The organism is Kitasatospora sp. NPDC051853 (assembly GCF_044452665.1).
GTDB lineage: Bacteria > Actinomycetota > Actinomycetes > Streptomycetales > Streptomycetaceae > Kitasatospora.
In genome coordinates this window covers 444,179-470,023 of the sequence record NZ_JBITBY010000007.1, presented here as the reverse complement: position 1 = coordinate 470,023, position 25,845 = coordinate 444,179, and the positions used below count along the sequence as shown (strand labels likewise).

Sequence of the window (25,845 nt, the reverse complement as noted above, 5' to 3'; positions counted from 1 at the left end):
GTGGGTGGCGGGCCGTCAGCGGGTGGGGGCGGCCGCGCGGTCGTACAGGTAGCGCATCAGGGCCATCAGCACGTCACGGCTCGAACTGCGGTTCCTGGCATCGCAGTTGACGATCGGCACCTCGGGGGGAAGGTCGAGGGCGGCCCGCAGATCCTCGACCGGGTGGGTGGGCGACTCGGGGAAGGTGTTGGCCGCGACCACGAACGGCACCCCGCTGTCCTCCAGCCGCCCGATCACGTCGAAGCTGACCTCCAGGCGGCGGGTGTCGACCAGCACCACCGCACCGAGGGCGCCGTCGAACAGGCCGTTCCAGAGGAACCAGAACCGCTCCTGGCCGGGGGTGCCGAAGACGTAGAGCACCAGCTCCTCGTCGATGCTGATCCGGCCGAAGTCCATCGCCACCGTGGTGGAGGTCTTGCGCTCGATGCCCTCGATGTCGTCGACGCCCGCGCCGGCCTGGGTCATCGTCTCCTCGGTGGTCAGCGGGCGGATCTCGCTCACCGAACCGACCAGCGTCGTCTTGCCGACGCCGAAGCCGCCCACGATCACCACCTTGACCGCGGTGGCGGCCGTGGCCGGCAGCAGGTCGTCGCCGTGCGGCCCCCGGGCCGCCGGGTCAGAGCCTCTGAAGTCCATTGATCACCGCTTCCAACAGGGCGATGTCGGGAAGGATCGCCTTCGGTACTCCGGCGCGGGCCTCGATCCGCCGATCGGCGAGGAGGTCCGCCAGCAGCACGGTGACCACGCTCACCGGCAGTCTCAGGTGGGCGGAGATCTCGGCCACCGAGAGCGGCGACTCGCAGATCCGCAGGATCGCCGCGTGCTCCGGCTGCATGGTCGGCGTCGGCTCCGACCGGGCCACGATCAGGGTGACCAGGTCGAACACGGCGCGGTCGGCCGCCCCGCTCCGGCCCCGGGTGATCACGTACAGGCGCTCGGGCCGGCCCACGTCCCAGTCCTGTCCGTCCGCGTTCATCCGCCGTCCGCGCCGCACCCGTCCACCATCCCTCGACCTGCCGAACTACCGTCGACAGCAAGCCCGTTCACGTTCACACGACCTGTTCGGCCCGGCGCGGCGGGGTGCTCAGGTGCTCGCCGATCCTGGCGACCAGGTCCCGCATCCGCTGGCCCATCAGCCCGGCGTCCACGCCCTCGTCGGCCAGCACCGCGAGGTAGGCCCGGGCGCCGGCCGCCATCAGGTAGAAGAAGCCGCCGCCCATCTCGATCACCACCAGCCGCATCCGGCGGTCCCCGTACGGGAACTCGTGCCCGACGGCCGCCGCCAGGCTCTGCAGGCCGGCGCAGGCGGCGGCCAGCCGGTCGGCGGCGTCGGTGCCGGCCCCGTACTGGGCCATCCGCAGCCCGTCCGCGGAGAGCACCACGATGTGGCGGACGTGCGGCACGCCGTCCGCCAGGTCCTTGAGCATCCAGTCCATGTTGGTCGGTTGCTGCGTCACTGCTCGCCCTTCCTGGCCGGATCTTCGCTGGTGTGGCCGTCCGCCGCCCCGGCGGACGGCGCCTGGCCGTTCACCCCCTCGTGGAACGCGGCCAGCCAGACGCCGGGCTGCACTGCCACGGAGTCCTGCGGCGGGGGCGGCGGGGCCTGGGCGGGGGCGCTCCGCCGCGAGGGCGCGGCGTGCCGACGGCGCTGCGGCAGCCCGGTCCGGGTCTCCTCCCCCGCCGTCCACGGCACCGTCACCGACGGCGTGGTCATCGGCGGCGGGGCCATCGGCGCCACCTGCACCGGGGGCTGGACCGCCTGCTCAGGGAACGCCCGCCCCGGGGACGGGAGCGCCTGCGAGTCCGAGGTCACGCCGATCCCGTGCGCCCGGCCGGTGGCCCGCGCGGTGGTGATCAGCTCCTGGGGGACGATCAGCACCGCGCGCACGCCGCCGTACGCGGACGGCCGGAGCGAGACCTGGAAGCCGTACGCCTGCGCCAGGCGCCCGACCACCGCCAGGCCCAGACGCGGGGTCTCACCGAGGTCGTTCAGGTCGATGCCCTCCTGCGCCTCGCGGAGCATCCGCTCGGCCCGGGCCCGGCCCTCCTCGCTGAGGCTGAGGCCGCCGTCCTCGATCTCGATCGCGATGCCGGTCTGCACCTCGACCGCCGTCAGGTGCACGTTGGTCTGCGGCGGCGAGTAGCGCGTCGCGTTGTCCAGCAGCTCGGCCAGCGCGTGGATCAGCGGCTCGGCGGCGGGGCCGACCACCGCCACCTCGGAGACCGGGTGCAGCTCGACCCGCTGGTAGTCCAGGATCCGCGAGATGCCGCCGCGCAGGACGCTGTACAGCGGCACCGCCCGGCTCCACTGGCGGCCGGGGCGGGCCCCGCCGAGCACCGCGATGGAGTCCGCCAGACGGCCCACCAGCGCGTTCCCGTGGTCCAGCCGCAGCAGGTCCTCGAAGACCGCCGGGTCGTTGCCGTGCCGGTCCTCCATCTCCCGCAGGTCCTGCGCCTGCCGGTGCACGATCGCCTGCACCCGGCGCGCGATGTTCACGAAGGCCCGCTGCGCCGACTCACGCAGACCCTCCTCCGCGTCCACCGCCTCCAGCACGGTGCGCAGCACCGCCTGCCGGGCCGCCCTGAACTCCGGCCCCGCGCCGCCGTCGTGGGACTCGTACGCCTTGAGCACGTCCTCGGTGAACTCACCGCGCTGGAGCCGCGCGACCGTCTCCGGCAGGATCACCCGGGCCAGCCGGACGGTCTCCGCCTCCTGCCGGAGCAGCCGGCCGCGCAGCTCGCCCTCCTGCCGGAAGTGCTGCTCCCGGAGCTCGGCCAACTCCCGCGTGCGGAGCACCACTTGGTACGCCACCAGGGCCACCGCCGCCGTGCCCACCACTCCGCACCAGACGACCCCCGCGCGGGCCCCGGCCCCGGTCAGCACCGCCGCGGCCACCGCGACGAGCGGCGTCACCGCCACCGGCAGCATCCACCCGAGGACCGACACCGGCCACCGGCTCGCGGGTGACGGTCCAGCACGAAGCATCAGTGTCCTCGATGGGTCGTAGGGATACGGGCGGAGCGTCGTTCACTCGTCTTCCATCGCTCCGCCTCGGTGCAGGCACCAGCCTTCCGCCGCCCCGTGCCCCTCACACCCGACTCCGGCCCGGTTTCCCCCGTGTGAGCGACCCTCCCGGAGAACCGCCCCGCCCCCGGACGGTCCGTGCTAGTGCCGCGCCGGGCAGGGGATTCCGCTGATCACCGACCCCGCCTTCCCCGATCCGCTCCTAAACTACTAAGGTTCCTAGGAGTAAGAGGCAGGGAAGTCGACCGAGGAGCCATGACGTGGGAAAGCGCCGCAAGCCGAGTCCGCCGAGCCGTGCCAAGCTGGCGGTCCTGACCACCGCCGCGGCGGGCACCGCGGTCCTGGTCTCCTCGACCAACGCCTACGCGGCGCCCAAGCCCGACCTCGCGACCGTCAAGAAGCAGGTCGACGCGCTGTACGAGGAGGCCGAGGCCTCCATCGAGAAGTTCAACGGCGCGGAGGAACGGGCCAAGAAGCTCCAGGGCGAGGCCAACCAGCTGCAGACCCAACTCGCCGAGGGCCAGGAGAAGCTGAACGCCGTTCAGAGCCAGCTCGGCGGACTGGCCGCGGCCCAGTACCGCAACGGCGGCGTCGACCCCTCGCTCCAGCTGATGCTCAGCTCCGACCCCGACAGCTACCTCCGGCAGGCCTCCGTCCGCGACCAGGAGGCCGACACCCAGCTCTCCCTGCTGCGCCAGGCCCAGAAGCAGCAGCAGCGGCTGGACCAGCAGCGCGCCGAGACCGCCGCCACCCTCGCCGCCCTGGACGCCAACCACAAGGCCCTGGCCGAGGAGAAGAACAAGGTCCAGACGAAGCTGGCCGAGGCCAAGAAGATCCTCAACTCGCTCACCGCCGCCGAGCGCGCCCAGGTCGACGTCGACGAGGCCGGCCGCGCCTCCCGCGGCGCCGCCGCCGACCGCGTCGAGCTGCCCCAGGTGCCCGCGAGCGGCCGCGCCGCCGCCGTGCTCAAGTTCGCCCAGGCCCAGCTCGGCAAGCCCTACATCTGGGGCGCCGAGGGCCCGGCCGGCTTCGACTGCTCCGGCCTCACCCTGCGTGCCTGGGAGCAGGCCGGCGTCCGCCTCCCCCGGGTCTCCCAGGACCAGTGGAACGCCGGCACCCGGATCTCCCGCGCCAACCTCCAGCCCGGCGACCTGGTCTTCTTCTTCTCCGACCTGCACCACGTGGGCATCTACATCGGCAACAACAAGATGATCCACGCCCCCCGCACCGGAAAGAACGTCACCGTCCTCGACCTCCAGTACATGCCCGACTACATGGGCGCCGTCCGCCCCGGCTAGGGGCCGTCCCCTCGGTGGGGCCGGCCGCTCCGGGAGGTGGTCACCGTGCGTCAGCACTATCCTGGGGGTCCGGGGCGTACGCAGTGCCGGGGGCCGGGGGTGGCGGTGTGAACACCCGCCAGGGGAAGCGCACTTGGGCGGCGCCCGTTTTCCGACGGTAGGCGCGCCATGCCCACGATCATCTTCTCCGCCACCAGGCCCACGGGCCTGCAGTGCCCCCTGTGCCACGCCGCCGTCGAAGCCGAGTACCTGGACACCGCACCCGACTTCGACGGCATCAGACGCTACGTGTGGGGCCCCGGCCCGTGCCGCAACCCGCAGTGCTCGCGCACGCCGAGGTCACGGCGCTGACCCGGCCGTCACCAGTCCGAGTTGCTCGCGCCCAGACCCAGCAGCACCTGGTCGAAGGTGTTGCCGTCGTTGTCGTCGGTGTACGAGACGGCCAGCGTGCCGAACGGCGAGGAGGCCACCGAGACCTGCTCCTGCCGGCCGGCCGTCAGCTGGCTGACGGACCGGGCCGGCAACCGGCCGGCGAAGGTGCCGTCGGGGTTGAGCCCTCGGGCCCACACCGCCGGATCGGTACCCGCCACGCTCCAGCCGACCACCGCGTCGCGCTGGTCGTCGATGCCGACGGTGGGAGCACCAGCCCCGGTCCCGGCCGAGACCTCGACCTCGGCCGAGCCGGCGGTGCCGTCCGCGGCGAAGGACCGGGCCCAGACACCGCGGGTGCCGGTGTGGTCGGACTCCCAGGCCACCGCGAAGTCGCCGTTGAAGTCGGCTGCCACGGACGGCCGTTGCTGCTGGCCACCGCCGAATCCGTTGGCGCTGCGGCGGGTCAGGGCCACGGCCCCGTTCGCCTTCGCCAGCCGCACCAGGCCGATCTGGTCGTAGCCGTTGCCGTCGGTGTCCTCGTCCCAGACCACGACGGCGTCGCCCGAGGCCGAGGTCGCGACGTCGGGGTTGTGGTGCGCGCCGCCGGTCGCGTTGACCGTCACCTCGTAGGCCTTGGTGGCGGTCCCGGTGTACCCGGCCGCCCTCACGGTGGCCGCCGCGGTGCCCTGGACGTCCTCCCAGACCACCGAGAACGCGACCGCCGTGGCACTGCCCGGCGCGCCGTCCGGGTCGACCGCGACGCGCGGGTGGACCTGCTGGCCGGCGGTGTCCGCGTTGACCCGGCCGGAGCCGAGCACCGCACCGGCCGGGGAGAGCACCCGGTGGACGATGTTGTAGAGCCCGTTGCCGTCCGGGTCCTCCGCCCAGACCACGACGGCGTTGCCCCGGTCGTCGAGCCCCACGTCGGGCTGGACGTGCCGCCAGGCCGCGCCCGCCGTCCCGCCGGCCGAGAGCTTCTGCTCGTAGGCGGAGACGCCGTTGCGGTACATCCGCACCCACACCTCGCTGTGCGCGTCGTCGCCCGGGGCGGTGGAGTCGCGGTCGTCCTCCCAGACCACCGCGACGTCGCCCGGGCGGTTGGCCGCGACCGAGGAGGAGTCCTGGTCGCCGGTGGAGTCGCTGTTGACCGTCGTCCAGGACGAGGGCCCCGCCGCCGAAGCGGGCGCGGACAGGGCGAGTACGGCGGCGAACGCGGCGAGGCCCGCGCCGAGTACGGAGAGCTTACGCATCGGCCAACCCCGGCTGTCCGTCGTGGATGACGAAGGTGCGGGCGGTGGTGGCCGCCGCGCCGTGCTCGGTCACCGTCGCCACCGACCGGAAGTCGGCGGTCAGCCGGGACGGCGTGATCCGGGTGCGGACGTAGCCGCGCTGGTTGGAGTAGAACCGCAGGTGCGGGTTGTACGCCCCGTTGGGGATCGTCGTGGTGGTGCTGCCGTTGCCGCCGCTGGTGATGGACGTGCAGACCAGCTCGGTGCCGATGGTCGCCGAGTTCGGGTCGGCGTAGTCGGCCTTGAGGTCGTTGCCCCAGGAGGCGTGCACGTCGCCGGTGAGGACGACCGGGTTGCGCACGCCCCGGTCGACGATGCCCTGCTGGATCCGCGCCCGGCTGGCCCGGTACCCGTCCCAGGCGTCCATGTTCATCGCACCCGCCGCGTTGACGTTGCGGGCGAAGAAGACCTGCTGGCCGATCAGGTCCCAGGTGCCCAGGCGGCGGCCGAGCCCGTCGAGCAGCCAGGACTCCTGGGCCGTGCCGGTGATCGAACGGTTCGTCAGGTCGGCGTCGGCACAGACCTTGGTCCCGTCGCCGCAGGCCTGGTCGTCGCGGAACTGCCGGGTGTCGAGCATGTGGAAGGTGGCCAGCGTGCCCCAGCGCACCCGGCGGTAGAGCTGGATGGCGTTGCCGTTGGGCGTCGCGGCGGCCCGCAGCGGCATGTTCTCGAAGTAGGCCTGGTACGCGGCGGTGCGGCGGGCGGTCCACTGGGCCGCCGTCAGCACGGGGCTGCTGTCGGCGCGGACCGTGTTCGCGTAGTTGTTCTCCACCTCGTGGTCGTCCGGCACCACCAGCCACGGCGCGATCGCGTGCGCGGCCTGGAGGTCCGGGTCGGTGCGGTAGAGCGCGTAGCGGCGGCGGTAGTCCGCCAGCGAGACGATCTCGCCGCCGAGGTGTTGGCGCACACCACTGGAGCCGGCGCCGCCCTCGTAGATGTAGTCGCCCAGGTGCAGGATCACGTCCGGGCGGTCGTCGGCCATCCGCCGGTAGGCGGTGTAGTAGCCGCTCTCGTAGTGGGCGCAGGAGGCGAAGGCCATCGTGAAGTCCCGGCCGACCGTGCCGAGGGCCGGCGCGGTGCGGGTCCGGCCCACCGGGGAGACGAACCCCTGGGCCCGGAACCGGTAGTAGTACTCGGCGTCCGGGGCCAGCCCGCCGGCCAGCACGTGCACCGAGTGGGCCTGGGCGTAGCGGGCGGTGACGGTGCCCGAGCCGACCAGCGTGGTGAAGTTCTGACTGGCCGACACCTGCCAGTCGACGGTGACGTCGGCGTCGGGCATGCCGCCCTGGCCGTCCGCGTCGGTCGGCGACGGTGCCAGCCGGGTCCAGAGCACCACGCTGCTGTCGTCCGGCTCCCCGGAGGCGACGCCCAGCGTGAACGGGAAGGGGGTGGAGGCGGCGGCCGACGACCGGGCCGTGGCGCCGAGTTGGAGCGCGGCGGCGCCCGTGGTGGTGAGCCCGCCAAGGATGAAGATGCGGCGACTGAGGTTGCTCATGACCGGCCATGCTCACGGACCGAGGTGAACTCCCGCCCGTCCCCAGGGGACGACCGAGTGACGTACCTGCGGAGCTAGTCGGATCCCGTACCGGAACGGTCCGCCGGCACGGCCAGCCGGGCGGCCCACTCCCGCCCGGCCACGGCCAGGCCGCGTTCCAGGGTCTCGACGAGCTCCCCCCGGCCGACCGACACCACCACCGGCTCGCCCTCGCCGCCGCCCACCTCCCGCACCCGGGCCGCGAGGTGCACCGACTCCCCGTCCGGGAAGGCGAACGCCGTCACCTGGTCGGTGCACTCCCCCCACTCCAGGAACTCGTACCGCGCGAACCCGTCCCCTTCGCCCTCCCCCTCGTGCATCCACCGCTCGGCCGCCCGGAACGACTCCGGCGCCGAGGTGAACCCCTCCGGCGGCGGCTCCGGCGGCGCACCGAACCGCCGGAGCTCGCCCTCCAACTTCTTGACCAGCAGCGGCGGGTAGAACGCGTCGTCCCACGCGTTCACGTGCAGCCCGCCCACGAAGACGTCCACACAGAGCAGCTGCCGATCCCGTTCGAGGTGGAACTCCAGCCCGAACCCGTCCCGCGTCCCGATCAGCAGGGCGCCCGGCACGGAGCCGGCCGGGGCGGCGGTCATGGTGGTCCTCGGGGTCGGGGTCAGGCTCGGGCCAACGTACCAGCCCGTGGCGGGACGCCGGCCGAGTCGGCTGACGCTCCGTCGACCGGGTCGGCGCACCGCCCGCTACCGGTCCGGTTCGGTGGTGTCACGCGTCCGGTCGGCGCGCTCGCGCCAGTAGGCGGCCTCGGCCGGGTGGCCTTCCGCGTCGGCGAGTTCGGCGAGCAGCAGGAGGAGGGCGGCGGGCAGGCCCGGCGGCGGGGCCGGACGGCCGATGGGCTCGGACCGGGCGCTTCGGAGCGGCGGGCGGCCCACCGTGCCGGGCGGATGTCCGCCGGACGGGCCGGTGGTGGTGCCCGTCGGCGCGGACCCCGGGGTGACGGCGTTCGGTGCGTCGGACCGTGCCGGGGCGTCCTGGGCGTACGGACCGGCGTCGGCGCCCTCCTCGCCCGCGGGGTCGACGCCGTCGTCGACCGCACCGGCCGACCGGGCGGCGATCACGGCGAGGATCTGACGTGCGCGGGTCTCGTCGCCGCTCTGCTGCAGGTAGCTCGCGTACAGGGGCAGGGCCTGCCGTTCGGTCTCCGGGTCGCCGCAGGCGATCGCGGCCTCGAACCAGGGACGGGCCTGCGCTTCGCGCCCCTCGATGGTGTCGACGACCTGGGCGAGCAGCAGCAGCGCGTCCGGGCGGTGCACGCTGTCCTCGTCCTGGGCGACCGGCAGCAGCACCTGCTCGGCCTGCTCGGACTCGCCCAGCCGGAAGAGGGTGCCGCCGAGGTAGCGCCGGACCATCGGCTCGATCGAGGCGTCACCGGCCTCCAAGGCCTCGGTGAGCAGCTCGCGGGCGACGGCCAGCTCGTTCAGGGCCCGTCGGGCGACGCCCAGCAGGGCGGTCGCCCGGGGTGCCTCGGCGGCCTCGGGGAACTCGCGGGCGGCCTCCAACAGGTCGACGGCGGCGTGCAGTTCGCCGACGTCGAGGAGGTGCTCCCCCGCGCCGAGGTAGGCCACGGCCAGCGCGTCGGGATCGTCCGACTGCTCGACGTCACCCAGCAGTTCGAAGGCCGCCTCGGCGTGGCCCTGGCCGAGCAGCAGGACGCCGAGCCGGGCCCGGGCGGCCTCGGTCACCTCGGAGGGCTCGTCGGCGAGCACGTCGCGCAGCAGGGCCTCGCCGGCCGTCTCGTCCCCGACGAGCAGCAGGAACTTGGCGAGGTGGAAGCGGGCCAGTTGCAGGGGCTCGCCGAAGCAGGTGTCCACGGCGGTGCGCAGCTGCTCGACGCCCTCCGCCTCGCGCCCGCTGTCCAGCAGCAGGACGCCGAGCATGGCGACGGCGACCCCCGCGGCCACCGCGTGGCCGCAGGTCGTCAGTTCGCGCAGCAGCTGCTCCGACTCGTCGATGCGGTCCAGATCGACCAGGAGGACGGCGAGGTCGATCCGGGCGACCAGCGACCACTCCGGGTGGCCGGACGCGATGGCCGACTCGTAGGCGCCGACGGCCCGGTCGGGCGCGCCGGCCCGGACCAGCAGGTCGCCGAGCAGGTCGGCGGCGCGCGGGCCGAGGTCGGGGTGCGGGGACCCGGCGGCCTCCGTGAGCAGCTCGACGGCCTCCGCGATGCCGCCGTACCCGGCGCTCTCGTCGGTCTCGGAGAGCAGTTGGGCCAGGTCGATCCGGGCGGTGGCGGCCCACTCCGCCTGCTCCGACGCGATGGCCCGCCGGTAGGCCGCGACGGCCTCGGGCAGGCGGCCCCTCCGGGCGTGGATGTCGCCGAGCAGGTCGTCCGCGTGGGCCGCCAGCTCGCGGTTGTCGCCCGCCGCGACCTCCTCCAGGAGCGCGCTCGCCGCTTCGTCGTCGCCCCGCAGGTAGTGTGCGCAGGCCAGGCCGATCCGGCTCGCCGCACCCCAGTCGCGGTGCCCGGTGTCGATGGCCCTGTTGAGCCACTCCTCGGCCGTGCCGAGGTCGTCGAGGCTCAGGTACCAGTGGCCGAGGACGGCCATCGCCTCGGGGCCCCGGTCGAAGTGGCCGGACCCGGCGACGGTGCGCAGCAGCCGCTCGCCCTCCTCGGTCCGGTCGACGCAGAGCCAGGCGATGCCGAGGCAGAGCCGCACCGCGTCCTCGATCAGCGGGCCGCTGTCGGCGAGGGCGGTCTCCAGCAGGTCCGCCGCCTCCTCCGGGCGGCCGCGGACGATCAGCAGTTCGCCGAGCGACGCCTGGGCGACCGGGCGGGCCTGCGGGTTGCCGTCGGCGAGGACGGAGCGCAGCAGTTCCTCGGCCCGGTCCAGTTCGCCCCGGTTCATCAGGATCCCGCCCAGGCTGGCGCGGGCCACGCCGGTGATCGAGGAGCCGACGGCCGCTCCGACCACCCGGGAGAGGGTCCACGGCTGTTCGGCGGGCACGGCACCGGCTTCCGTGGTGCGCAGGGCCGGCGGCTGCTTCCCGTGCTCCTGGCCGCCCACGCCCTGGGCCGGGGTGACCACCGCCGAGCCGCCGCGGCCGACCATGGCCCGGCCGAGCCGGGCGGTGGCCAGCGGCGGCACCTCCTCGACGCCCTGGGCGAGCACGGCGGCCAGCAGCCGCTCGGCGGACTCGGCCTCGCCGAGCTGCCACAGCACGCCGGCCAGGCCGACCTGCGCGACCAGCGACACCTGCGGGTCCTGGGCGGTCACCGCGGTCTCCAACAGGGCGCGCGCGGCGGCGAGTTCACCGCGGGCGGAGAGCAGGCCGGCGAGTTCCGCCTGGGCCAGCTCGGCGACGTTCGCCAGCCCCGAGCCGGCGGCCCGCCGCAGCAGCTCCTCGGCCCGGTCGAGCTCCCGGCGGTAGAAGAAGACCATGCTGAGCAGCAGCGCGGCGACGGCCTGCAGCTCCTCGTCCTGCTCCTCGGCGAGGATCCGGCCGAGGAGCTCCTCGGCGATCGTCCCGTTGTCGCGGATCATCGCCGCGTGCGTGAGGGTGAGCAGGTCGGCGCCGGAGAGGCAGCGGGCGGCGGTCCGCCAGACGGTGTCCGGGACGGCGATCCCGCCGTCCGGCACCGTGTCCAGGTACTCGGCGATGTAGGGGAAGACCCGGAAGCCCGGCCCGCTGGCCGGGCCGGTGGCGCGCAGCAGCAGGGCGATGCCCGCGCCGGCGCTGTCGCGGGCCCAGGCGAGGCCGGTGCGGAACGGTTCGTCGCCCGGCTCCAGGTCGAGCCCGGGCGCGGCGGCACGGTACTCGTCGAAGAGCTCGCGCAGGGTCGGCTCGTCGAGCACGGCCGGCGTTCCGATCCGGGCCCAGTCGGCGGCCGCGCGGACCAGCAGCCAGCCGGCCGGGCAGACCTCGTCGCCGGCGTTGAAGCGGGCCTCCAGGGCGGGTGCGGCGACCAGCATCTCGCCGATGCCGCGGACCGAGAAGTCCTCCTGCGGGTAGAGCGCGGTGGCGGCCTGCCGCTCGGCCGGGCCGAGGGTGTGATCGAGCGTCACCAGGCCGGCTCGGCGCAGCAGTTCACGGGTCGCCCGGCCGACCTCGTTGTCGAGTCCGGAGAGCTCCTCGCGGTGCCGGTGGGTGAGGGTCCCGACCACCAGGCACGGCGGGTCGTGCTGGAGGAGCCGGTCGAGCAGCTGGGCGTCGAGTGCTCCGGCGAGCAGGTAGTCGTGCAGGTCGTCGAGCCAGACGACCACCTGCCCGGCGCCCTGCGGCAGTCCGCCGCGGCTCAGGTCCGCCAGGTCGTGGCGGCCGCGCCGGGGCACGACCAGCCGGGCCCCGCCGTGCCGCCGCAGCAGCCGTTCGTGCAGGGTGCGCGACTTGCCGCTCTTGGAGCGTCCGGTGACCAGGACGAAGCCGCCCGCGTCGAGTGCCGCGTCGAGTGCCCGGTCCGCGGCCGGGCGTTCCACGTACGGCTCGTAGCCCGCCTCGCTGTACTTCGAGAGGCTGACGCCGAGGTGGTGCGGATCGAGCTGGTCCAGCCGGGGCAGTCCGCCGGACGGGGCGAGCGGGACGGCCAGCAGCCGGGCCAGGCGCTCGCGCCGCTCCTGCTCGGTGATGTCGTGCACCAGCGGGGCCAGGTCCGGCCAGAGCCGGACGGCCGCGTCCAGGGACAGGGCGTAGCCGACCCGGCGGTCGAGCTGCTCGGTGGGCTTCTGCCGCCGCCCGAGGACGCCGACCACTCCCTGCAGGGTGTCGTTCCACACCGGCGTGCCGGAGAAGCCCGGATCGGTGGCCCAGCCGGTCAGCACCGTCGACTCCAGCTGCAGCCAGTCGACCTCGGAGAAGCCGACGATCTCGCCGCGGATCGACACCCCGCCGACCGGGTGCTCCTTGGGGAAGCCGTAGCAGCGGAAGACGTGCGCGAAGACGTCCGCGTCGGTGCGGCGCAGCGGGGCCGGTTCGGCACCGGGAGGTGCCGGGTCCTCCAGGCGGAGCACCGCGAGGTCACCGGTCCAGCCCTTCGGCGGGAACCACCCGCCCTCGACCACCCGGGCCGGGACGGGCTCGTGCCCGGACAGGAACGGGAACCGGACCAGCACCGGCCCCTCGGGCCGCTCGGCGGGGTTCCTCGCGTCGACGACGTGGGCGCAGGTCAGCACCAGCCGGTCGGAGACGAGCGTGCCGCCGCCGACCGGCAGCGCCTGGCCCGGCGGCTGCAGGCTGACCACCCAGGGCGCGCGGGCCGGGTTGGGGGCCACGGTTCAGCTCTCGGCGGCCGCGGCGGAGCCCCAGGTCAGCTTCACGTCGAAGTGGCCCTCGGCGGCGGTCTTGGCGACCACCACACCCGCCTCCGCGTTCAGCTTGATGCCGAACGAGATCTCGATCCCGTGCGGCTGCAGGTTCTTCAGCGAGGCGAGTACCGATTCGATGGTGGGACGGCTGGAGGCGAGCGCGGCGTCCAGCCGCTGCCCGGCCTCGGCGATCCCGTCGTCACCGCGGGAGACCAGCTCGATGCCGGGCGAGTCGTCCGGCACCTCCACCACGAGGGCGGACCCCTCCGGCCCCTGGAAACGCAGCAACTCCGGCACGGGAACCTCCAGTTGACGAACACGGCGGTACTTCGGCGGCGTCAGGATATCCACCGGGACGGCCACCGTGCGGGCGTTTCCCCGATAGCATCGGCGGCAGTACCGGGCACCGCAGGAGCAGGGCCGGGAGGGCACCGTGGAGCAGGCCGGACGGGAGATCAGGGCCGCGCTGGAGAGCGCCGACGGCGGGGCGGTCCGCTCGCTGCGGATCCTCGGCGCGGCGCTGGCCTGGGTGTGCGCCGAGCTCCGCGAGCTGGAACCCGGGCCGGACGGCACCACCGCACTGCGGGCGCTGTACGCCCTGGACGACGCGCTGACCGCCGGGGCCGATCTCGACGGCGCGGTCCAGCTGTTGCTGGAGGCGGCCCGGGCCGGCGCGGGCGCCCGGCGCGGCCTCACCGAGCTGACCGAGGACCTGGCGCGGGCCCACCGGGAGCTGAAGGCCGAACGGGCGGCCCGCGAGGACTTCGCGGCCCGGGAGTCGGAGCTCACCCAGCGCCTCGCCGAGCTGTCCGAACTCCGGCTCCAGGTGGCGGAGTTGCGGCGCCTGGAGCGGATCGTCGACGCCCTGGACGGGCTGGCCGGGCAGCAGGAGGCGGTGACCGCCCGGCTGCTCCTGCTGCGCGGCAAGGACACCGGCGTCGAGGACGCGCTGCGGACCAGCGCCGACCGGCTGCTGCGGCTCTCCGAGGCCCAACTCGCCGCGCTCGCCCCGCAGACCCGGCAGACCCTGGAACGGGCCGAGACCGCCGACCGCGAACTCGCCGACGCCAGAAGGAAGTCGGCCGCCGACGAGGCCCGGCTGGCCGAGCTCCGCGACCGCCTCGACGCGGTGCGCGCCCGGCGCGGGGAGCAGCTGGTCGCGATCCGCCTGCACGCCCGGGCCGACGCGGAGCTGGCCCGGGCGCTCGCCGGCCCGTCCGAGCCGGGTGCCACCGCAGACGGCGCCCGCAGCGCGCTGGAGCAGGTCGAGGCGCTGGTCGAATCCCTCGACCGCCGCCTCGCCGCCATCGACGCGACCCTCGGCAGTCTGCTCGAACAGCGCGACCGGGCGGAGGAGCACGACCGCGACGCGCTGTCCTGGGCGGACGGCTGACCGCTGACGGCTGACGGCTGACGGGAGGTCAGAACGGCGGCGGCACGTCCTCCCCGGTGAACTCGGGCGGCCCCTCGCCCCAGCCGTCCGGGCCGAGGCGGTGTGCCATCCGGGTCTCCATCCGCTCCAGCAGGCCCTCGATGCTCCGGGCGTTGCCGAAGGTCCGCGGGTCGGCGGCGCGCCGGTGGTCGAACCAGCGGGCGGCGGCGCGCACCGCCTCGGGCGTGAGCCCGTAGCCCTCCCGGGCGGCCCGGCGGCGCAGCATCTCCAGCAGGTCGGTGGTCGGGTAGTGCGGGAAGTGCAGGGTCGCGCCGAAGCGCGAGCGCAGGCCGCTGTTGGCGTCCAGGAAGGCCTGCATCTCGCGCGGGTAGCCGGCCGCGATCACCACCAGCCGGCCCGGGTGCTCCTGCATCTCCCGGAGCAGGGTGGTGATCGCCTCCTGTCCGTAGTCCTGCCCGCTGGACGAGGCCGCCAGGCTGTAGGCCTCGTCGATGAACAGCACCTTGTCCACGGCCGAGTCGACCACCGCCTTGGTCTTCAGGGCCGTGTCACCAAGGTAGCGGCCGACCAGTTCGGCGCGGGTCACCTCGACCACCTGGTCGGTGTGCAGCAGGCCGAGGGTGTGGCAGATCCGGCCGACCGCCCGGGCCACCGTGGTCTTGCCCGTACCCGGCGGGCCGAGGAACAGCAGGTGCGGCATGGCGGTGCCGGGGAGGCCTCGGGCCTGACGCATCGCCAGCCGCCCGGTCAGGCCGGCGAGGTAGTCGCGCACCCCGGCCAGGCCGACCAGGCCGTCGAGTTCGCGCAGCACCTCCTCGACGGAGGGCGCGGGCTTCGGCGGGTAGCCGAGGTACGCCTCGGGAAGGTCCTCGGGCAGCAGCGGCAGCCCGACCTCCGACTGCACCCGGCCCGCCCAGCTGCTGAACAGTTCGTCGGCGAGGGTGCGCATGTCGCCCGCGTTGCCGAAGCCCTTGCGGGCCACCCGGTGCATGCCGGTGACGACCTCTTCGAGCAGGGCCCGGGTGGCCGGGACCGGGTGCAGGTGCCGGTCGGCGAGCATGCCGAGCAGGATGCGGTGCAGGGTCGGCGGGTCGTAGTCGGGGAACTCGATCCGGGCCCGGATCCGGCGCCGCATCCCTTCGTTGACGGCGAGGAACTCGTCCATCTTGTCGGTGTAGCCGGCCAGTACCACCACCAGCCGCTCGCGCTGGGAGTCCATCCGGTTGACCAGTTCGGTGATCGCCTCGCCGCCGTGGCCGCCCCGCTGGTCGCTGAGCGCGTACGCCTCGTCGATGAACAGCACGCCGTCGAGCGCCTCGTCGATCCGGGCGGCGGTCCGCCCGGCCGTCCCCCCGACGTCCGCCGTCACCAGGTCCGCGGCCGACACCTCGACCAGGTGGCCGCGGCGCAGCAGGCCGAGGTCCCGGTAGAGCTCGCCGACCAGCCGGGCCACGGTGGTCTTGCCGGTGCCGGGGTTCCCGGCGAACAGCAGGTGCTGCGCGGGCGCCTCCCGGGGGGCCTTGCCGAGCGCGCGCAGCGCCTGGCCGGCCGCGACCTGACGGTGCAGCAGGCGCAGGTGGGCCTTGACCGGCTCCAGCCCGGGCATGGCCTCCAGCCGGGCCCAGGGGCTCTCGTCGTGCGGCGTCACGGTGGTGACCAGGCCCCGCTCCAGGACGGTCCGCCGGTCCAGCGCGAGGCCGTCGGCGATCAGCCCGCGCAGCTCCTCGCGCCAGGAGGAGGCCCGCCGGGGGTGGCTCGCGAACGCCCGCAGCAGCGGCTCCACCTCCCGCCAGTCACCGATCCGCAGACCCTCCCGCAGGCGCAACCGGTCCACCAGACGGCCGAGTTCGGCCTGGTCGGGCAGGCCGACCCGGAACGTCCCGCCGAGCTCGGGGTGCTCACGCCGGGCGCGCAGGAAGGCCGTGAGGGCCGGGAACCGCTGGCGCTCGGTGACGATCCGCTCGACCTCCTCCAGGGTCGAGCGGCGGAAGACGAAGACCCAGTGGCCGGTGCCGCTCCGGTCCTGGGCGTGGTCGGCCAGGGCGGCGGCCAGCTGCCGGGCCGCGTCGTTGTGCAGCAGGATCTCCTCGGCCTGGGTGTAGACCACCGCGGTGCGCACCCGGTGCTGGCGCAGCTGGCTCAGATGGGTCATCACCGCGAACGGGTCGGTGAACGCCCGCGCGGCGGCGGGCCGGCCGGGCGGCCGGGGCGGCTGGGCCGGCGGGTCGGGGTCGATCCGCAGGCGTCCGAGCGGGCCGCGCATCGCCCGATGGCCCATCAGCTGCTGCGCCGGGGCGCCGTTCCGGGCACCGGCCGGCCCGTCGGCCGCCCCGCCGGGACGGCTCAGCCGCCGGGACTCGGCGTCCCGGAAGTACAGCGGGCGGCTGAGCGAGGAGAAGACCACCCGCTGGTACCCCGCCGAGTGCAGCAACCCCCACAGTGCCTCCTCCAGGGTCAGCACCCGGTGGTCCGGGCCGAGGAAGACGTCGTCCACCCCCGGCCCGTGCAGCACGGTGAACGGCTCGTCGCCGCCCAGCCGCAGCCCCTCGAAGCGCTCCGGCCGCGAGGGGCCGGCCGGCCGCCGGTCCGGTGCCGTCGTCACGATCCGGTGGCCCGCCCGGGCTGCTGCTGCCGCGATCCGGTGGCCCGCCCGAACTCCTGTTGCTGCTGCTCCTGGCGGCGCCCGCGCTCGCGCTGCACGGCGACGTCGTACCGGCCCGGCTCCGGGGTCACGTCCGGCTCGGTGACCGGGCCTTCCACCTGACGGCCGCGCTCGGCGAGCGCCCGCCGCACGGCGAGAGCACGGGCCCGCAGGTCGGCGTCGGCCTCGGTGTCGTGGTCCAGCGAGATCACCCGGATCACGTTGCCGCCGTCCGGCCCCTCCAGGTGGCCGATGTCGAGGACGATCTCGTTGCCGTTCTCGTGCTGGAGCCGCGCGAAGTACGCGCCGCGCTGGTCGGCGTCGGCGAACTCGGCGTCCACGAAGCTGTAGAACGCCGTCTCGGCCAGCACCTGGGCGACCTCGTCGGCGAGGTTGACCCGGATCTGCGAGGCCAGTTGGCTGAGCCGGGCCCGCCGGACGGCATCCGCCAGCTGGGTCTCGAAGGCGGGCGCCTCCTCGCGGCAGATCCGCTCCAGCTCGGCGGTGCCGGTACCGGAGGCCCGGGCCTGGGCGGCCGCCTCGCCGAGCCGCTCGCGCAGCTCGGTCAGCGAACCGGCCGACCAGTAGTCGACGTCCAGCTCGTACCCCGGGATCTCCTGCTGGTCCGGCCCGAGCACCGGCAGCAGCGCGCCCTGCTCGACCTGACGCTCCACCAGCAGGACGGCCTGCACGGCCGCGTCCTGCCAGGTGCGGTGCAGCAGGTCGGCCTGCTCGACCTTGACCCGCAGCTCGCTGAGGCTGTGGTAGCCCTCCTGGGCGACCGCCAGGGCCGCGTCGTGGCGCCCCTGGGCAGCGGTGCGGTGGGCCTCCGCCAGCCGGCGCCGGAGGCCGGCCAGCTCGTCGGGGGCGTACCGCTCGTGCGGGAGGGTGTCGGCGATCAGGTCGGCCATCCGGTCGGCGTCGGCGAGCCAGGCCGCCGCGAGCTTCGCGGCCCGCTCCCGGTCGTCGGTCAGTTCCTTCACCTCGCCGGCCAGCCGGGCCTGTTCGGCGGCGAGCCGGGCCTGCTCGGCCGCCATCCGTTCCTGCGCGGCCCGCCGTTCACTGCGCTCGGCGGCCAGGCCGCGCTCGAAGACCTGCCGCTGCTCCTCCAGCCGGGCCCGCGTCTCGGCGCGCAACCGGCCGGTGGTGTCGGCCAGTTGCTGCTGGAGGGCGACGGCCTGGGCCCGCAGCCGCCGGTTGGTCTCCTCCTCCAGGGCGCGGTTCTGCTCGCCGAGCTGCCGGACCGCCTCGTCGCTCCGCTGCTGGCGCCGCCGGACCTCGTCGAACTCGCGGTCCAGGTCCGCGCGGGTCTGCGCACGCACGCCCTCCAGCAGGTCCGGGAGGTCCCGCCGGATGACCTTCAACTCGTCCGCGCTCTTCAACAGCCGGTACCACGCCGACTCGTCGACCTGGATGCGCTTGCGTCCGCTCATGTCCTTCTCCCGTCGTCGTGCTGAGGGTTCGTCAGCTGTCGTTCCCGGCCGCCACCGGGCCGCAGCCCGCTCCGGACCCGGTCCACCGCCGTGTCGAAGGCCGCCAGCAACCCCGGCGGCGGCACGCCGACCAGCAGCGCCTGCGGGCCGTCCACCGCGATCTCGGCGGCGCGCGGGCCGTGCTCGTAGTCGTGGGGCGAGCGCCTCGCCCGCTCGGTCAGCCGGTGCACCTGCTGGTTGGCGCTGCCCCGCAGACCGCGCCCCTGGTCCTGGGCGGCCACGTAGAGTCCGTCGACCAGGACGTCGAGCTGGGCGAGCAGCCGGGGGACGCCCGGGTCCGGCGGGCGTTCGCGCAGCCGGGCCAGGCGGTGCCCGGTGAAGCAGATCACCGACAACTCGCGCTGTTCCCGGGCCAGTTCGACCAGGTCGGCGAGTGGTCCGGCCTGCGCCATCGGCTCACCGCCGGAGAGCGTCAGCCCGGTCACCCCCGGGTCCGCGAGCAGTTCGGCGGCCAGGTCGGCCGGGGCCACCAGCCGGGCGGGCCGGTCCGGGATCCAGTCCGGCGACATGCAGCCGCGGCAGGTGAACGGGCAGCCCTGCACCCACACCACCGAACGCAGCCCCGGGCCGAGCGCCCGGGTGCCGACCTGGGTGGCCGCCACGTTCAGCAGCGGACCGCTCACCGCACACCCCCGGGCCGCCCGGCCGCGGACCGCTGGTAGCTGAAGGCGAGGCCCGCGACCACCACCCGCCGGTCCGGGGCGCAGACCGCCGAACTCGCCCGCCCGGCCGACCCGTCGGGGCTGTAGCGGACGACCAGGATGACGCTCTCCCGCCGGCCGAACAGCTTCCGCCGGCCCCGGACCAGACCCGAACCGCCGGCCATCGGACGGATCCGGACCCGGCGGCCGCGCAGCGCGATCCGCTCGGGCACCCGGCCGCCGAACACCGGCTCCACCACCAGGAACCCGCCCAGCACCGGCCACCGGGTCCGCACCAGGACCAGCACGACCAGCAGCACCACCAGCGCGGGGACGCCCACCAGCAGCGGCAGCGCCGCCGCCGAGCCGACCGTGGCGGACAGCCGCACCGGGAGCTCGGCGGGGTCGACCGCGGCGGGCACCTCCAGCGGCAGGTCCGCTCCGAACGTGCTCTGCCACGGGGACGAGACGGTCCCCGACAGGCGCAGCCGGACCTCCTCCTGCCGGGACTCGCGCAGGCCGAGCCGGCCGGCGTCGAGGTGACCGGTGATCCGGACCTCGACGCTGCGGCTCTCGCCCGGCGCCAGGGTCAGGGTGTCCGGCATCCCGGACACCCCGAGAACGTCACCGGGCACGGCGACGGCGAGGTCCCGGACGGTCAGCGGGAGCTTGGCGGTGCGCGAGGTGAAGGTGACCGTGCCGGACACCTCACCACCCGTCAGATCCGGCGACGGCGGCCCCGTCCAGGCCGCCGAGACGCCCTTGCCCCGGTCGGCCGCCAGCAGCAGGCGGGCCTGCCGCAGCCGGGTGTCGTCGCCCGCCCGCTGCAGGTAGGCGCCGAGGTCCTGGATGCTCGACGGCGCCAACTCCCGGGTGTCCGGGACGACTTGGCGCAGCAGCTGGGCACCGGTGGCACCGGTGGCCAGCGGCAGCGCGTAGCCGACCAGGCTGGCCCGGGTGGCGACCTTCGCGGCGCGTTCGTGCAGCGCGGCCGTCCAGCCGGCGGTGGTGGACAGCGGGAAGGCGCTGTCCGGCGGCGGCTCGTTCTCGCCGTCGGTGAGCAGGACGACCGAGGCGACCCGCAGGGCCTCGGAGCGTTCGAGCTCCCGCAGCCCGGCCTCGAAGGCGGCACCGATGTCGGTGTAGCCGTTCCGCTCCGGGGCGGCGGGCAGGGCGGCGAGCACGCCCGCCGGATCGGCGGCGGCACCGATGTACCGGGGCACCACGGTGGTGCCCAGGGTGTACAGCGCCACGTGGTCGGTGGGGGCGAGCCCGCCGAGGAAGGTCCGCAGGGTCTGGCGGACGGTGTCGTAGCGCCCCTCCTTGGCCATCGACCCGGAGACGTCCACCAGGACGACGTAGTCCGCCGGTTGGCGCTCCAGGCTCAGCGCCCGGAACACCTCGGCCCTGGACGGCGCCGGGTCGTCCCGGACCGCGGCCCGGGCCGTCGTGGCGGAGCCCACCAGCGGCAGCACGGCGAGCAGGACGACGACCAGCACGGCGAGCAGGACGGCCGCCGGCCGGGTGGCGGGTGGTGCGGTGCGGTGGGCGGTGGGATTCACAGCCGTTCCCCCTCGATGACGCCCGGCAGTTCGCCGAGCTGGTACTCGTGCGGCGGGCCGCCGACAGCCGGCCGCAGGACGAGCCGGGCCCGCCCGTCGGCGGCCATCGCCACCCCTACGTGGAACCGCTCCCCGGCACCGTGCGCGGGCAGCGTGATCGTGCGGACCGCCGCGGTCGGCCCGTCCGGCTCCGCCCGCACCGACAGCCGCACCTCGTGCGGCCGGGGCCCCGCACCGCCGACGGCGATCCGGTGCCCGTCCCGGGCCGCGTACACCGGCGGGCCACCCGGCGCCAACTGCCCGGCCCGGCACACCAGCAGCTCGGCACCGGCCAGCCGCCCGTCCAGGACCTGACGGGCACTCAGCAGCACCGCGTGCGGATAGCGGTCGCCCGGGTCGACGGCGCCGGCCGCGACCAGCGCGGCGCCGAGCACCACCGCGACACCCGGGTCCGTCCCGGCCGGCGGGGCGAGTTCCCGGCCGGTGCCGACGGCCGCCGCGCGGACCCCGGCCAGCCGGGCCGGTCCCCCCAGCACCAGCACCGGCACGCCGTCCGGCCGGATGCCGGAGACGGCCCCGTCGACGTGCCCGCGCAGCTCCGCCAGGGCCCGGTGGGCCGCTCCGGCCGACACCTCCCGGCCGCCCAGCCGGAACACCGCCGTGTCCTGCCAGCGGTCCGGCTGCCGCGCCGCGCGGGCGGCGAGCAGCTCCAGACGGTCGCCGCTGCCGGGGCTCGCCCGGACCGCCGCCAACTCCTCCAGCCCGGCCGGGTCCGGTGCCCCGCCCGGCCCCGGGCCGAGCAGCGCGGCGTCGAACGCCACCCCGACGCCGCCGTCCGGGGCGTGCCGGACCGAACGCCGCACCGACACGCTGTGCGGGCCCAGGACGCACTCGGCGGCCTCGACCGCCGCCGCGCCCAGCAGGCAGACCACGACGGTGCCTTCGGGCACCGGGCCGGCCTGCCGGAGCAGCGCCAGCGCCGCCACCACCGGGTGCAGCCGACGGACGGCGGCCGCGGCGCCGAACACCTCCGCCACGCACCCCGCGCACTCCTCCGCACGGTCCGCCGGAGCGACCAGCACCACGTCACCGGCAGCGCCGTACCGCTCCCGGAACGCCGCGCAGGCGGCGGCCAGTACCTCCACCGGGTCCTGCCCGGGGGCCACCCGCACCCCCTCACCGGGCACCGTGCCCGGCAGCTCCACCAGCCCGGGCGTCCGGTCCGCCCCCAACCGCGCGAGCCGGACGAACCGGGTGCCGACATCGACGGCCAGGCTCACGGGCGCCGCCTCCTGGGCAACAGCCGCCGCAACCGGTCGCCGACCGATCCGGACCGGTCGCGCGGCCGGGGGCGCTCGCCCTGGCCGGGCGGGCCTGGCGGGCCGTAGAGGTCGCTCTGGCCGTGTGGGCCGTAGAGGTCGTGCGAGTCGTACTGACCGTGCGGGCTGTGCTGGCTGTGCTGGCTGTGCTGGCTGTGCTGATCCTGCCGGCTGTACGGGTCGTACTGGCCATGCGGATCCTGCTGGCCGTGCTGGCTGTGCGGGTCGTGCGAGTCGTACTGACCGTGCCGGCCGTGCTGACCGTGCTGACCGGACGACCGGTACGGATCGGTCCGCTGGTACGGCCCGGATCCCTCGTGCCCGTACGAGCCGGCCGGGCCCGGCACGGTCGGCTGGAACTGTGGCCGGGCGGGGGGCAGCACCCGGTCCGCGTAGGCCAGGCGGGCCGCCTCGGGGCCGTACGACGCGCGGAGCCGCTGCCCCAGCGTGACGTTGCCCCGGCCGCTCCCGATCGCGTCGTAGAGCTGCCGGGCCAGCGGCTGGGCCGGGCCCCAGAGCGCCTTGAGCAGTCGGTCGACCTGTTCGGCCTCCCACCGAGCGAGCGCCGGCAACGCCTCGGGGGCCAGTTCGCCGGGCGGCCGCACCGCCAGCGCGGCGACCAGTGCCGCGGCGAGCTGTTCGGGCGCGGCGGGCTCGGCCCGGGCCAGCCGGCGGACCTCCCGCAGCAGCACGATCGACCGCGGCCCCGGCAGCCTCTCCAGTTCCTCGCGCACCGCCTGCGGCAGGTCGAGGTCGAGCCAGGCCGGGTCGCCGGTGGCCAGCAGCCGCTCGTTCAGCACCCGCACCAGCGCGGCCCTCCCCAGCGTCTGACCGGCCACCAGCTGGTCCACGACGGAGAACCGGTCCGGCGCGGGGGCCGGGCCCAACGCCAGTGCCACCACGCGCTGCCAGTACACCTCGGAGGCACCGGCCGCGAGGCGGTCCGCCATCCGGCGGGCGTACTCCGTGCCCCAGGCCGTCCCCGGGGCCTGCGCCCAGGAGCCCGTCGCCCGCCCGTGCACCGCCCCCCGCTCCAGCGCCCGTTCCAGGGCGGCCAGCCGTACGGCCGTACCGCCACCGGCGGCGCCCACCCGCAGGAGGTCCAGGTCCGCCGCGAACGGGGCGGACCCCCCGGCCGCCGTCTCCAGAAGACTGCTCGCCCGGTCGTCGAGCAGCTCGGCGAGCTCACGGCCCTGCGGCCGCTCCGCGAGTGCCCAGAGGCTCGGCCACAGGTACGTCAGCACCAGCGGCCGTCGGTGCTCGATCGCCAGTCGCAGGATCGGCCGCCACCGTCGCAGGACGAAGTCCTGCCCGAGGGCGAGGGTGTCGGAGGAGCTCAGGCCCTCGTCCGCCTCCGGCACTCCGCACAGGTAGGCGGTGAACCGCAGCCACCCGGTGGTGTGCCGCAGCCGCTCGCCGGAGGCCACGGCGAGCAGCCGCCGCAGCACCTCCGGTCCGGGACCGCCCTCCCCGAGTGCCCTGGACAGCCACCAGCGCCCGACCCGGTCGTGCTCGACCAGCACCCGGTCGACCGACTCGGCGTCCGTGCCGTACCGGTCCTGCACCGTCCAGATCAACTGGCCGACCCAGCGCTCCCGTTCCTCGCCGAGCGTGCCCGGGTCCGGTCCGACCACTGCGGCGAGCAGCTCGGCGAACTCCGGCGCGCCGCCTCCGCGCACCTCCTGGATCAGCACGAGCGCCTGGTGGCACCGCTGGAAACTCGTGTCCTGGTCGGGTTCGGCGCGCACGGCGTCGGCGAGCCATCCGGCCAGCTCCGCCGGCCAGTGCGCACGCAGCAGGTCGACGGCCCGCCGGTCGCGTTCCTCCAGTCCGATCCGGTCCGTCAGGAAGAAGTAGAGGGCCCGCCGCTTCGTGGGCTCCAGTCCGGCCGTCCCGGGCAGGCCGAGCACCCGGGCGACGTCCTCGATCCGGCCGCGGCCGGCCAGCACCTCCGTGGCGACCGCGTCGACCAGGTCGACCTCGCGCAGGGCGCGCAGCATGCCCGGGCCGTCGTCCCACTTGAGCGGAGTGGTCGCCCCGAGCAGGTGGGCGATCAGGCCCTCGGTGCTCCAGCCCTTGGCCCGCAGCTGCCGCAGCAGGTCCAGGTAGGCGGCGGCACCCGAACCGGCGGCGGGGACGACGGGTTCCCCGTACCGGACGCCGACCCGGTCCGAGGGCGCCGACGCGGCGAAGGCCAGCACCAGGTTGTTCTGCGCCCTGCCGATCCAGTTCGCGCCGCTGAGCCAGCACCGGCAGCCGTACGGGAGCAGTGCGGCGATCGCGTCGAGGATCCGCACCCGCCGTTCCTGGGAGGGCAGTTCGCGTCCGCTGGGGGTGATCACCACCTGGTGACGGTCGGTCAGCAGGGCGGCCACGCTCGCCGCCCATTCGAAGCCCACCTCCTCGATCACTGCGGCGAGCTCCGCGGCGCGGGCCGACCGGACGGCCAGGCGCAGCGGTTCGGCCGCCTCGCCCGGGCCCGGCCAGCGCAGGCCGTCCGCGGCGGCGACCAGCCCGGACCAGCCGATGCCGTGCCGGGCGGCCTGTGCCCAGTCGAGCAGCAGCAGCCGGGAGGTGATGATCGGGGCGCCCGTGCCGTCGTGGCTGTGGCCGTCCCAGTCCTGCTCGACCATCGCGCACACGGCGTCCGGCTCACCTTGGACACCGCTGAGGAAGACCCGCCAGGGCAGCTCGCCGTGCTCCTCCGGTCGGCGGACGTCCGGGGATCCGGTCTGCGCGCCCCAGAGGTAGCGCTCGGCCCGGGCCGCGTCCAGGCTCGTGCCGAGGACGGTGTACCCCATGGCCCTCCCGGCGTGCTTGCCGAGGACGGCCCAGTGCACGGTCAGCGTTTCCGGGGAGTCGCCCGGCAGCAGGGTCACCGCCTCCGCCCCCAGGTGCGGCCCTGGTCGGCGGTGATCCGCCGCTCCAGGTCGATCAGTGGCTCCAGGACGTTGATCGGCCGCGGGGAGGCGACGATGTGCGCGGCGCCGCCGACCTGTTCGACGCTGGCGTAGGAGCGGTAGTCGAAGATCCCGTCGGCGTTGAGGCGGAAGCCGATGGCGGAGGTGGCGTAGTAGGAGACCCGCTCGGGGTGGAAGTAGTTGCTGAGGCCGTTGCGGACCAGGCGGGCCGACGAGCCCCGGTAGGTGTTGCAGATCCAGTCGAAGTAGCCGGCGCCCAACTCCTGGGGCACCCGGGGGATCCTGGCCCCGACGTCCTCCTGGGTCACCCAGCGGGCCTCCACCGAGGGCCGGAACACCTCCGGGTCGTCGAACTTGGTGACGCACACCGCCACGTGGTGCGGAAGCCGGTTGCCCCTCAGGCCGCGCTGGTCGCGGATCCGGCTGTTGAGCTCGTTGAGGGTGGCGAAGAAGAAGTTCAGGCTCCGCGTCTCCGCCTCCCCGTCCAGCAGTGGATCGAACAGGTAGACGAGCGCGTGTGCCGTGGCCAACTGGTCGATGACGGTGGCGTGTTGTGGATGTCCCGGCTCGTAGAACTCGCCGCTGACGTCGTGGAGGTCGAGCACGAACCCGACCTCACGGGGTCTGCCGAACCGGCGCGGCTCCTCCCCCTGGAACGACCAGCTCATGCTCTCGGGGGCCTGGGTCGGCGGAGGGAACCCCCCGTCGACGGCCAGCATGGGAACGCTGGAACTGAGGAATCGGCTGGCCTGCGGAGTGAGGCCCCCGATGATCCAGTTGCCCTTGCCGTGCTCCGCGTACTGCATGGCCGCGATCGGCAGCGCGCACAGGAAGGTGGTCTTGCCGGAGCGCGGCGCTCCCCAAAGGCCGATCCGCACCACTCCGGGCCCGTTCGGCCCGGCCTGCCCCGGCGGGACCGGGATCGCCATCGGGGCCAGGTGCCCGTCGGCGGAGCGGCCGGGGCCGGTGGGGAGCGGTTGCGGGGAGCGCCCGGCGCCGGGCCCGTCCCAGGCGGCCTGCCCCGGTGCGGCGGGGCGGCCGTCGTCCGGCTCCGGCCTGTACGGCTGGTTGATCGACATCGGAGGTCTCCTCTGAC

At 75.1% G+C, this 25,845-nt stretch carries 19 protein-coding genes; 3 read left to right on the top strand and 16 right to left on the bottom strand.

What is annotated here, in order from left to right; translation table 11 throughout:
• Nucleotides 1–15: 15 nt before the first annotated feature.
• From ACIA8O_RS22595 to ACIA8O_RS22580, 4 genes are all read right to left on the bottom strand, one after another.
• Nucleotides 16–636, bottom strand: a complete 621-nt coding sequence (locus tag ACIA8O_RS22595; protein WP_396295716.1) for a GTP-binding protein — start codon at nucleotides 634–636, stop codon at nucleotides 16–18.
• Nucleotides 617–976: a DUF742 domain-containing protein gene (locus ACIA8O_RS22590; protein ID WP_396295715.1), complete on the bottom strand. Its 360-nt coding sequence runs from the start codon at nucleotides 974–976 to the stop codon at nucleotides 617–619. Before ACIA8O_RS22590 ends, ACIA8O_RS22595 begins: the two co-directional genes overlap by 20 nt.
• Nucleotides 977–1,049: 73 nt before the next feature.
• Nucleotides 1,050–1,436: a roadblock/LC7 domain-containing protein gene (locus ACIA8O_RS22585; protein WP_396295748.1), complete on the bottom strand. Its 387-nt coding sequence runs from the start codon at nucleotides 1,434–1,436 to the stop codon at nucleotides 1,050–1,052.
• Between the two features lie 17 nt (nucleotides 1,437–1,453).
• Complete coding sequence (locus ACIA8O_RS22580) at nucleotides 1,454–2,986, bottom strand: ATP-binding protein (RefSeq protein WP_396295714.1); 1,533 nt, start codon at nucleotides 2,984–2,986, stop codon at nucleotides 1,454–1,456.
• Between the two features lie 299 nt (nucleotides 2,987–3,285).
• Between ACIA8O_RS22580 and ACIA8O_RS22575 the strand changes: the two genes are divergently transcribed.
• Nucleotides 3,286–4,323, top strand: a complete 1,038-nt coding sequence (locus ACIA8O_RS22575; RefSeq protein ID WP_396295713.1) for an NlpC/P60 family protein — start codon at nucleotides 3,286–3,288, stop codon at nucleotides 4,321–4,323.
• 168 nt (nucleotides 4,324–4,491) lie between these two features.
• Nucleotides 4,492–4,674, top strand: coding sequence for a hypothetical protein (locus ACIA8O_RS22570; RefSeq protein ID WP_396295712.1), 183 nt, complete (start codon nucleotides 4,492–4,494; stop codon nucleotides 4,672–4,674).
• A gap of 8 nt (nucleotides 4,675–4,682) precedes the next feature.
• Here ACIA8O_RS22570 and ACIA8O_RS22565 read toward each other — a convergent pair whose 3' ends face one another.
• From ACIA8O_RS22565 to ACIA8O_RS22545, 5 genes are all read right to left on the bottom strand, one after another.
• Complete coding sequence (locus ACIA8O_RS22565; RefSeq protein ID WP_396295711.1) at nucleotides 4,683–5,945, bottom strand: hypothetical protein; 1,263 nt, start codon at nucleotides 5,943–5,945, stop codon at nucleotides 4,683–4,685.
• Nucleotides 5,938–7,479 (bottom strand): alkaline phosphatase D family protein, encoded by a 1,542-nt coding sequence (locus ACIA8O_RS22560; RefSeq protein WP_396295710.1) that lies wholly within the window; start codon nucleotides 7,477–7,479, stop codon nucleotides 5,938–5,940. The genes ACIA8O_RS22565 and ACIA8O_RS22560 overlap by 8 nt, the downstream gene beginning before the upstream one ends.
• 74 nt (nucleotides 7,480–7,553) lie before the next feature.
• Nucleotides 7,554–8,114: a hypothetical protein gene (locus ACIA8O_RS22555; protein ID WP_396295709.1), complete on the bottom strand. Its 561-nt coding sequence runs from the start codon at nucleotides 8,112–8,114 to the stop codon at nucleotides 7,554–7,556.
• Between the two features lie 105 nt (nucleotides 8,115–8,219).
• The gene (locus ACIA8O_RS22550) at nucleotides 8,220–12,746 is read right to left on the bottom strand and encodes a tetratricopeptide repeat protein (protein ID WP_396295708.1); all 4,527 of its coding nucleotides are present in this window, start codon (nucleotides 12,744–12,746) and stop codon (nucleotides 8,220–8,222) included.
• Between the two features lie 3 nt (nucleotides 12,747–12,749).
• Entirely contained in the window at nucleotides 12,750–13,076 is a 327-nt protein-coding gene (locus ACIA8O_RS22545) for a CU044_2847 family protein (protein WP_396295707.1), read from the bottom strand.
• 136 nt (nucleotides 13,077–13,212) lie between these two features.
• Between ACIA8O_RS22545 and ACIA8O_RS22540 the strand changes: the two genes are divergently transcribed.
• Nucleotides 13,213–14,172, top strand: coding sequence for a hypothetical protein (locus ACIA8O_RS22540; RefSeq protein WP_396295706.1), 960 nt, complete (start codon nucleotides 13,213–13,215; stop codon nucleotides 14,170–14,172).
• 28 nt (nucleotides 14,173–14,200) lie between these two features.
• Here ACIA8O_RS22540 and ACIA8O_RS22535 read toward each other — a convergent pair whose 3' ends face one another.
• Genes ACIA8O_RS22535 through ACIA8O_RS22505 form a run of 7 tightly spaced genes read right to left on the bottom strand, consistent with a single transcriptional unit; the run spans nucleotide 14,201 to nucleotide 25,828 of the window.
• Nucleotides 14,201–16,774, bottom strand: a complete 2,574-nt coding sequence (locus ACIA8O_RS22535; RefSeq protein WP_396295705.1) for an AAA family ATPase — start codon at nucleotides 16,772–16,774, stop codon at nucleotides 14,201–14,203.
• On the bottom strand, nucleotides 16,771–18,246 hold the full coding sequence (locus ACIA8O_RS22530; RefSeq protein WP_396295704.1) for a hypothetical protein: 1,476 nt from the start codon (nucleotides 18,244–18,246) through the stop codon (nucleotides 16,771–16,773). The genes ACIA8O_RS22535 and ACIA8O_RS22530 overlap by 4 nt, the downstream gene beginning before the upstream one ends.
• Nucleotides 18,243–18,929, bottom strand: a complete 687-nt coding sequence (locus tag ACIA8O_RS22525; RefSeq protein ID WP_396295703.1) for a 4Fe-4S single cluster domain-containing protein — start codon at nucleotides 18,927–18,929, stop codon at nucleotides 18,243–18,245. The genes ACIA8O_RS22530 and ACIA8O_RS22525 overlap by 4 nt, the downstream gene beginning before the upstream one ends.
• The gene (locus ACIA8O_RS22520) at nucleotides 18,926–20,509 is read right to left on the bottom strand and encodes a VWA domain-containing protein (RefSeq protein ID WP_396295702.1); all 1,584 of its coding nucleotides are present in this window, start codon (nucleotides 20,507–20,509) and stop codon (nucleotides 18,926–18,928) included. The genes ACIA8O_RS22525 and ACIA8O_RS22520 overlap by 4 nt, the downstream gene beginning before the upstream one ends.
• Nucleotides 20,506–21,789, bottom strand: a complete 1,284-nt coding sequence (locus ACIA8O_RS22515) for a hypothetical protein (protein WP_396295701.1) — start codon at nucleotides 21,787–21,789, stop codon at nucleotides 20,506–20,508. The genes ACIA8O_RS22520 and ACIA8O_RS22515 overlap by 4 nt, the downstream gene beginning before the upstream one ends.
• On the bottom strand, nucleotides 21,786–24,707 hold the full coding sequence (locus ACIA8O_RS22510; RefSeq protein ID WP_396295700.1) for a hypothetical protein: 2,922 nt from the start codon (nucleotides 24,705–24,707) through the stop codon (nucleotides 21,786–21,788). Before ACIA8O_RS22510 ends, ACIA8O_RS22515 begins: the two co-directional genes overlap by 4 nt.
• A complete protein-coding gene (locus ACIA8O_RS22505; RefSeq protein WP_396295699.1) occupies nucleotides 24,704–25,828 on the bottom strand; it encodes a hypothetical protein in 1,125 nt (374 codons plus the stop codon). The genes ACIA8O_RS22510 and ACIA8O_RS22505 overlap by 4 nt, the downstream gene beginning before the upstream one ends.
• Nucleotides 25,829–25,845: the final 17 nt, after the last annotated feature.

Coding starts and splice junctions, on each gene's coding strand:
- ACIA8O_RS22595 (WP_396295716.1), bottom strand. CDS start 636: ATGGACTTCAGAGGCTCTGACCCGGCGGCCCGGGGGCCGCACGGCGAC.
- ACIA8O_RS22590 (WP_396295715.1), bottom strand. CDS start 976: ATGAACGCGGACGGACAGGACTGGGACGTGGGCCGGCCCGAGCGCCTG.
- ACIA8O_RS22565 (WP_396295711.1), bottom strand. CDS start 5,945: ATGCGTAAGCTCTCCGTACTCGGCGCGGGCCTCGCCGCGTTCGCCGCC.
- ACIA8O_RS22505 (WP_396295699.1), bottom strand. CDS start 25,828: ATGTCGATCAACCAGCCGTACAGGCCGGAGCCGGACGACGGCCGCCCC.
- ACIA8O_RS22555 (WP_396295709.1), bottom strand. CDS start 8,114: ATGACCGCCGCCCCGGCCGGCTCCGTGCCGGGCGCCCTGCTGATCGGG.
- ACIA8O_RS22560 (WP_396295710.1), bottom strand. CDS start 7,479: ATGAGCAACCTCAGTCGCCGCATCTTCATCCTTGGCGGGCTCACCACC.
- ACIA8O_RS22570 (WP_396295712.1), top strand. CDS start 4,492: ATGCCCACGATCATCTTCTCCGCCACCAGGCCCACGGGCCTGCAGTGC.
- ACIA8O_RS22585 (WP_396295748.1), bottom strand. CDS start 1,436: ATGGACTGGATGCTCAAGGACCTGGCGGACGGCGTGCCGCACGTCCGC.
- ACIA8O_RS22530 (WP_396295704.1), bottom strand. CDS start 18,246: ATGAGCGGACGCAAGCGCATCCAGGTCGACGAGTCGGCGTGGTACCGG.
- ACIA8O_RS22580 (WP_396295714.1), bottom strand. CDS start 2,986: ATGCTTCGTGCTGGACCGTCACCCGCGAGCCGGTGGCCGGTGTCGGTC.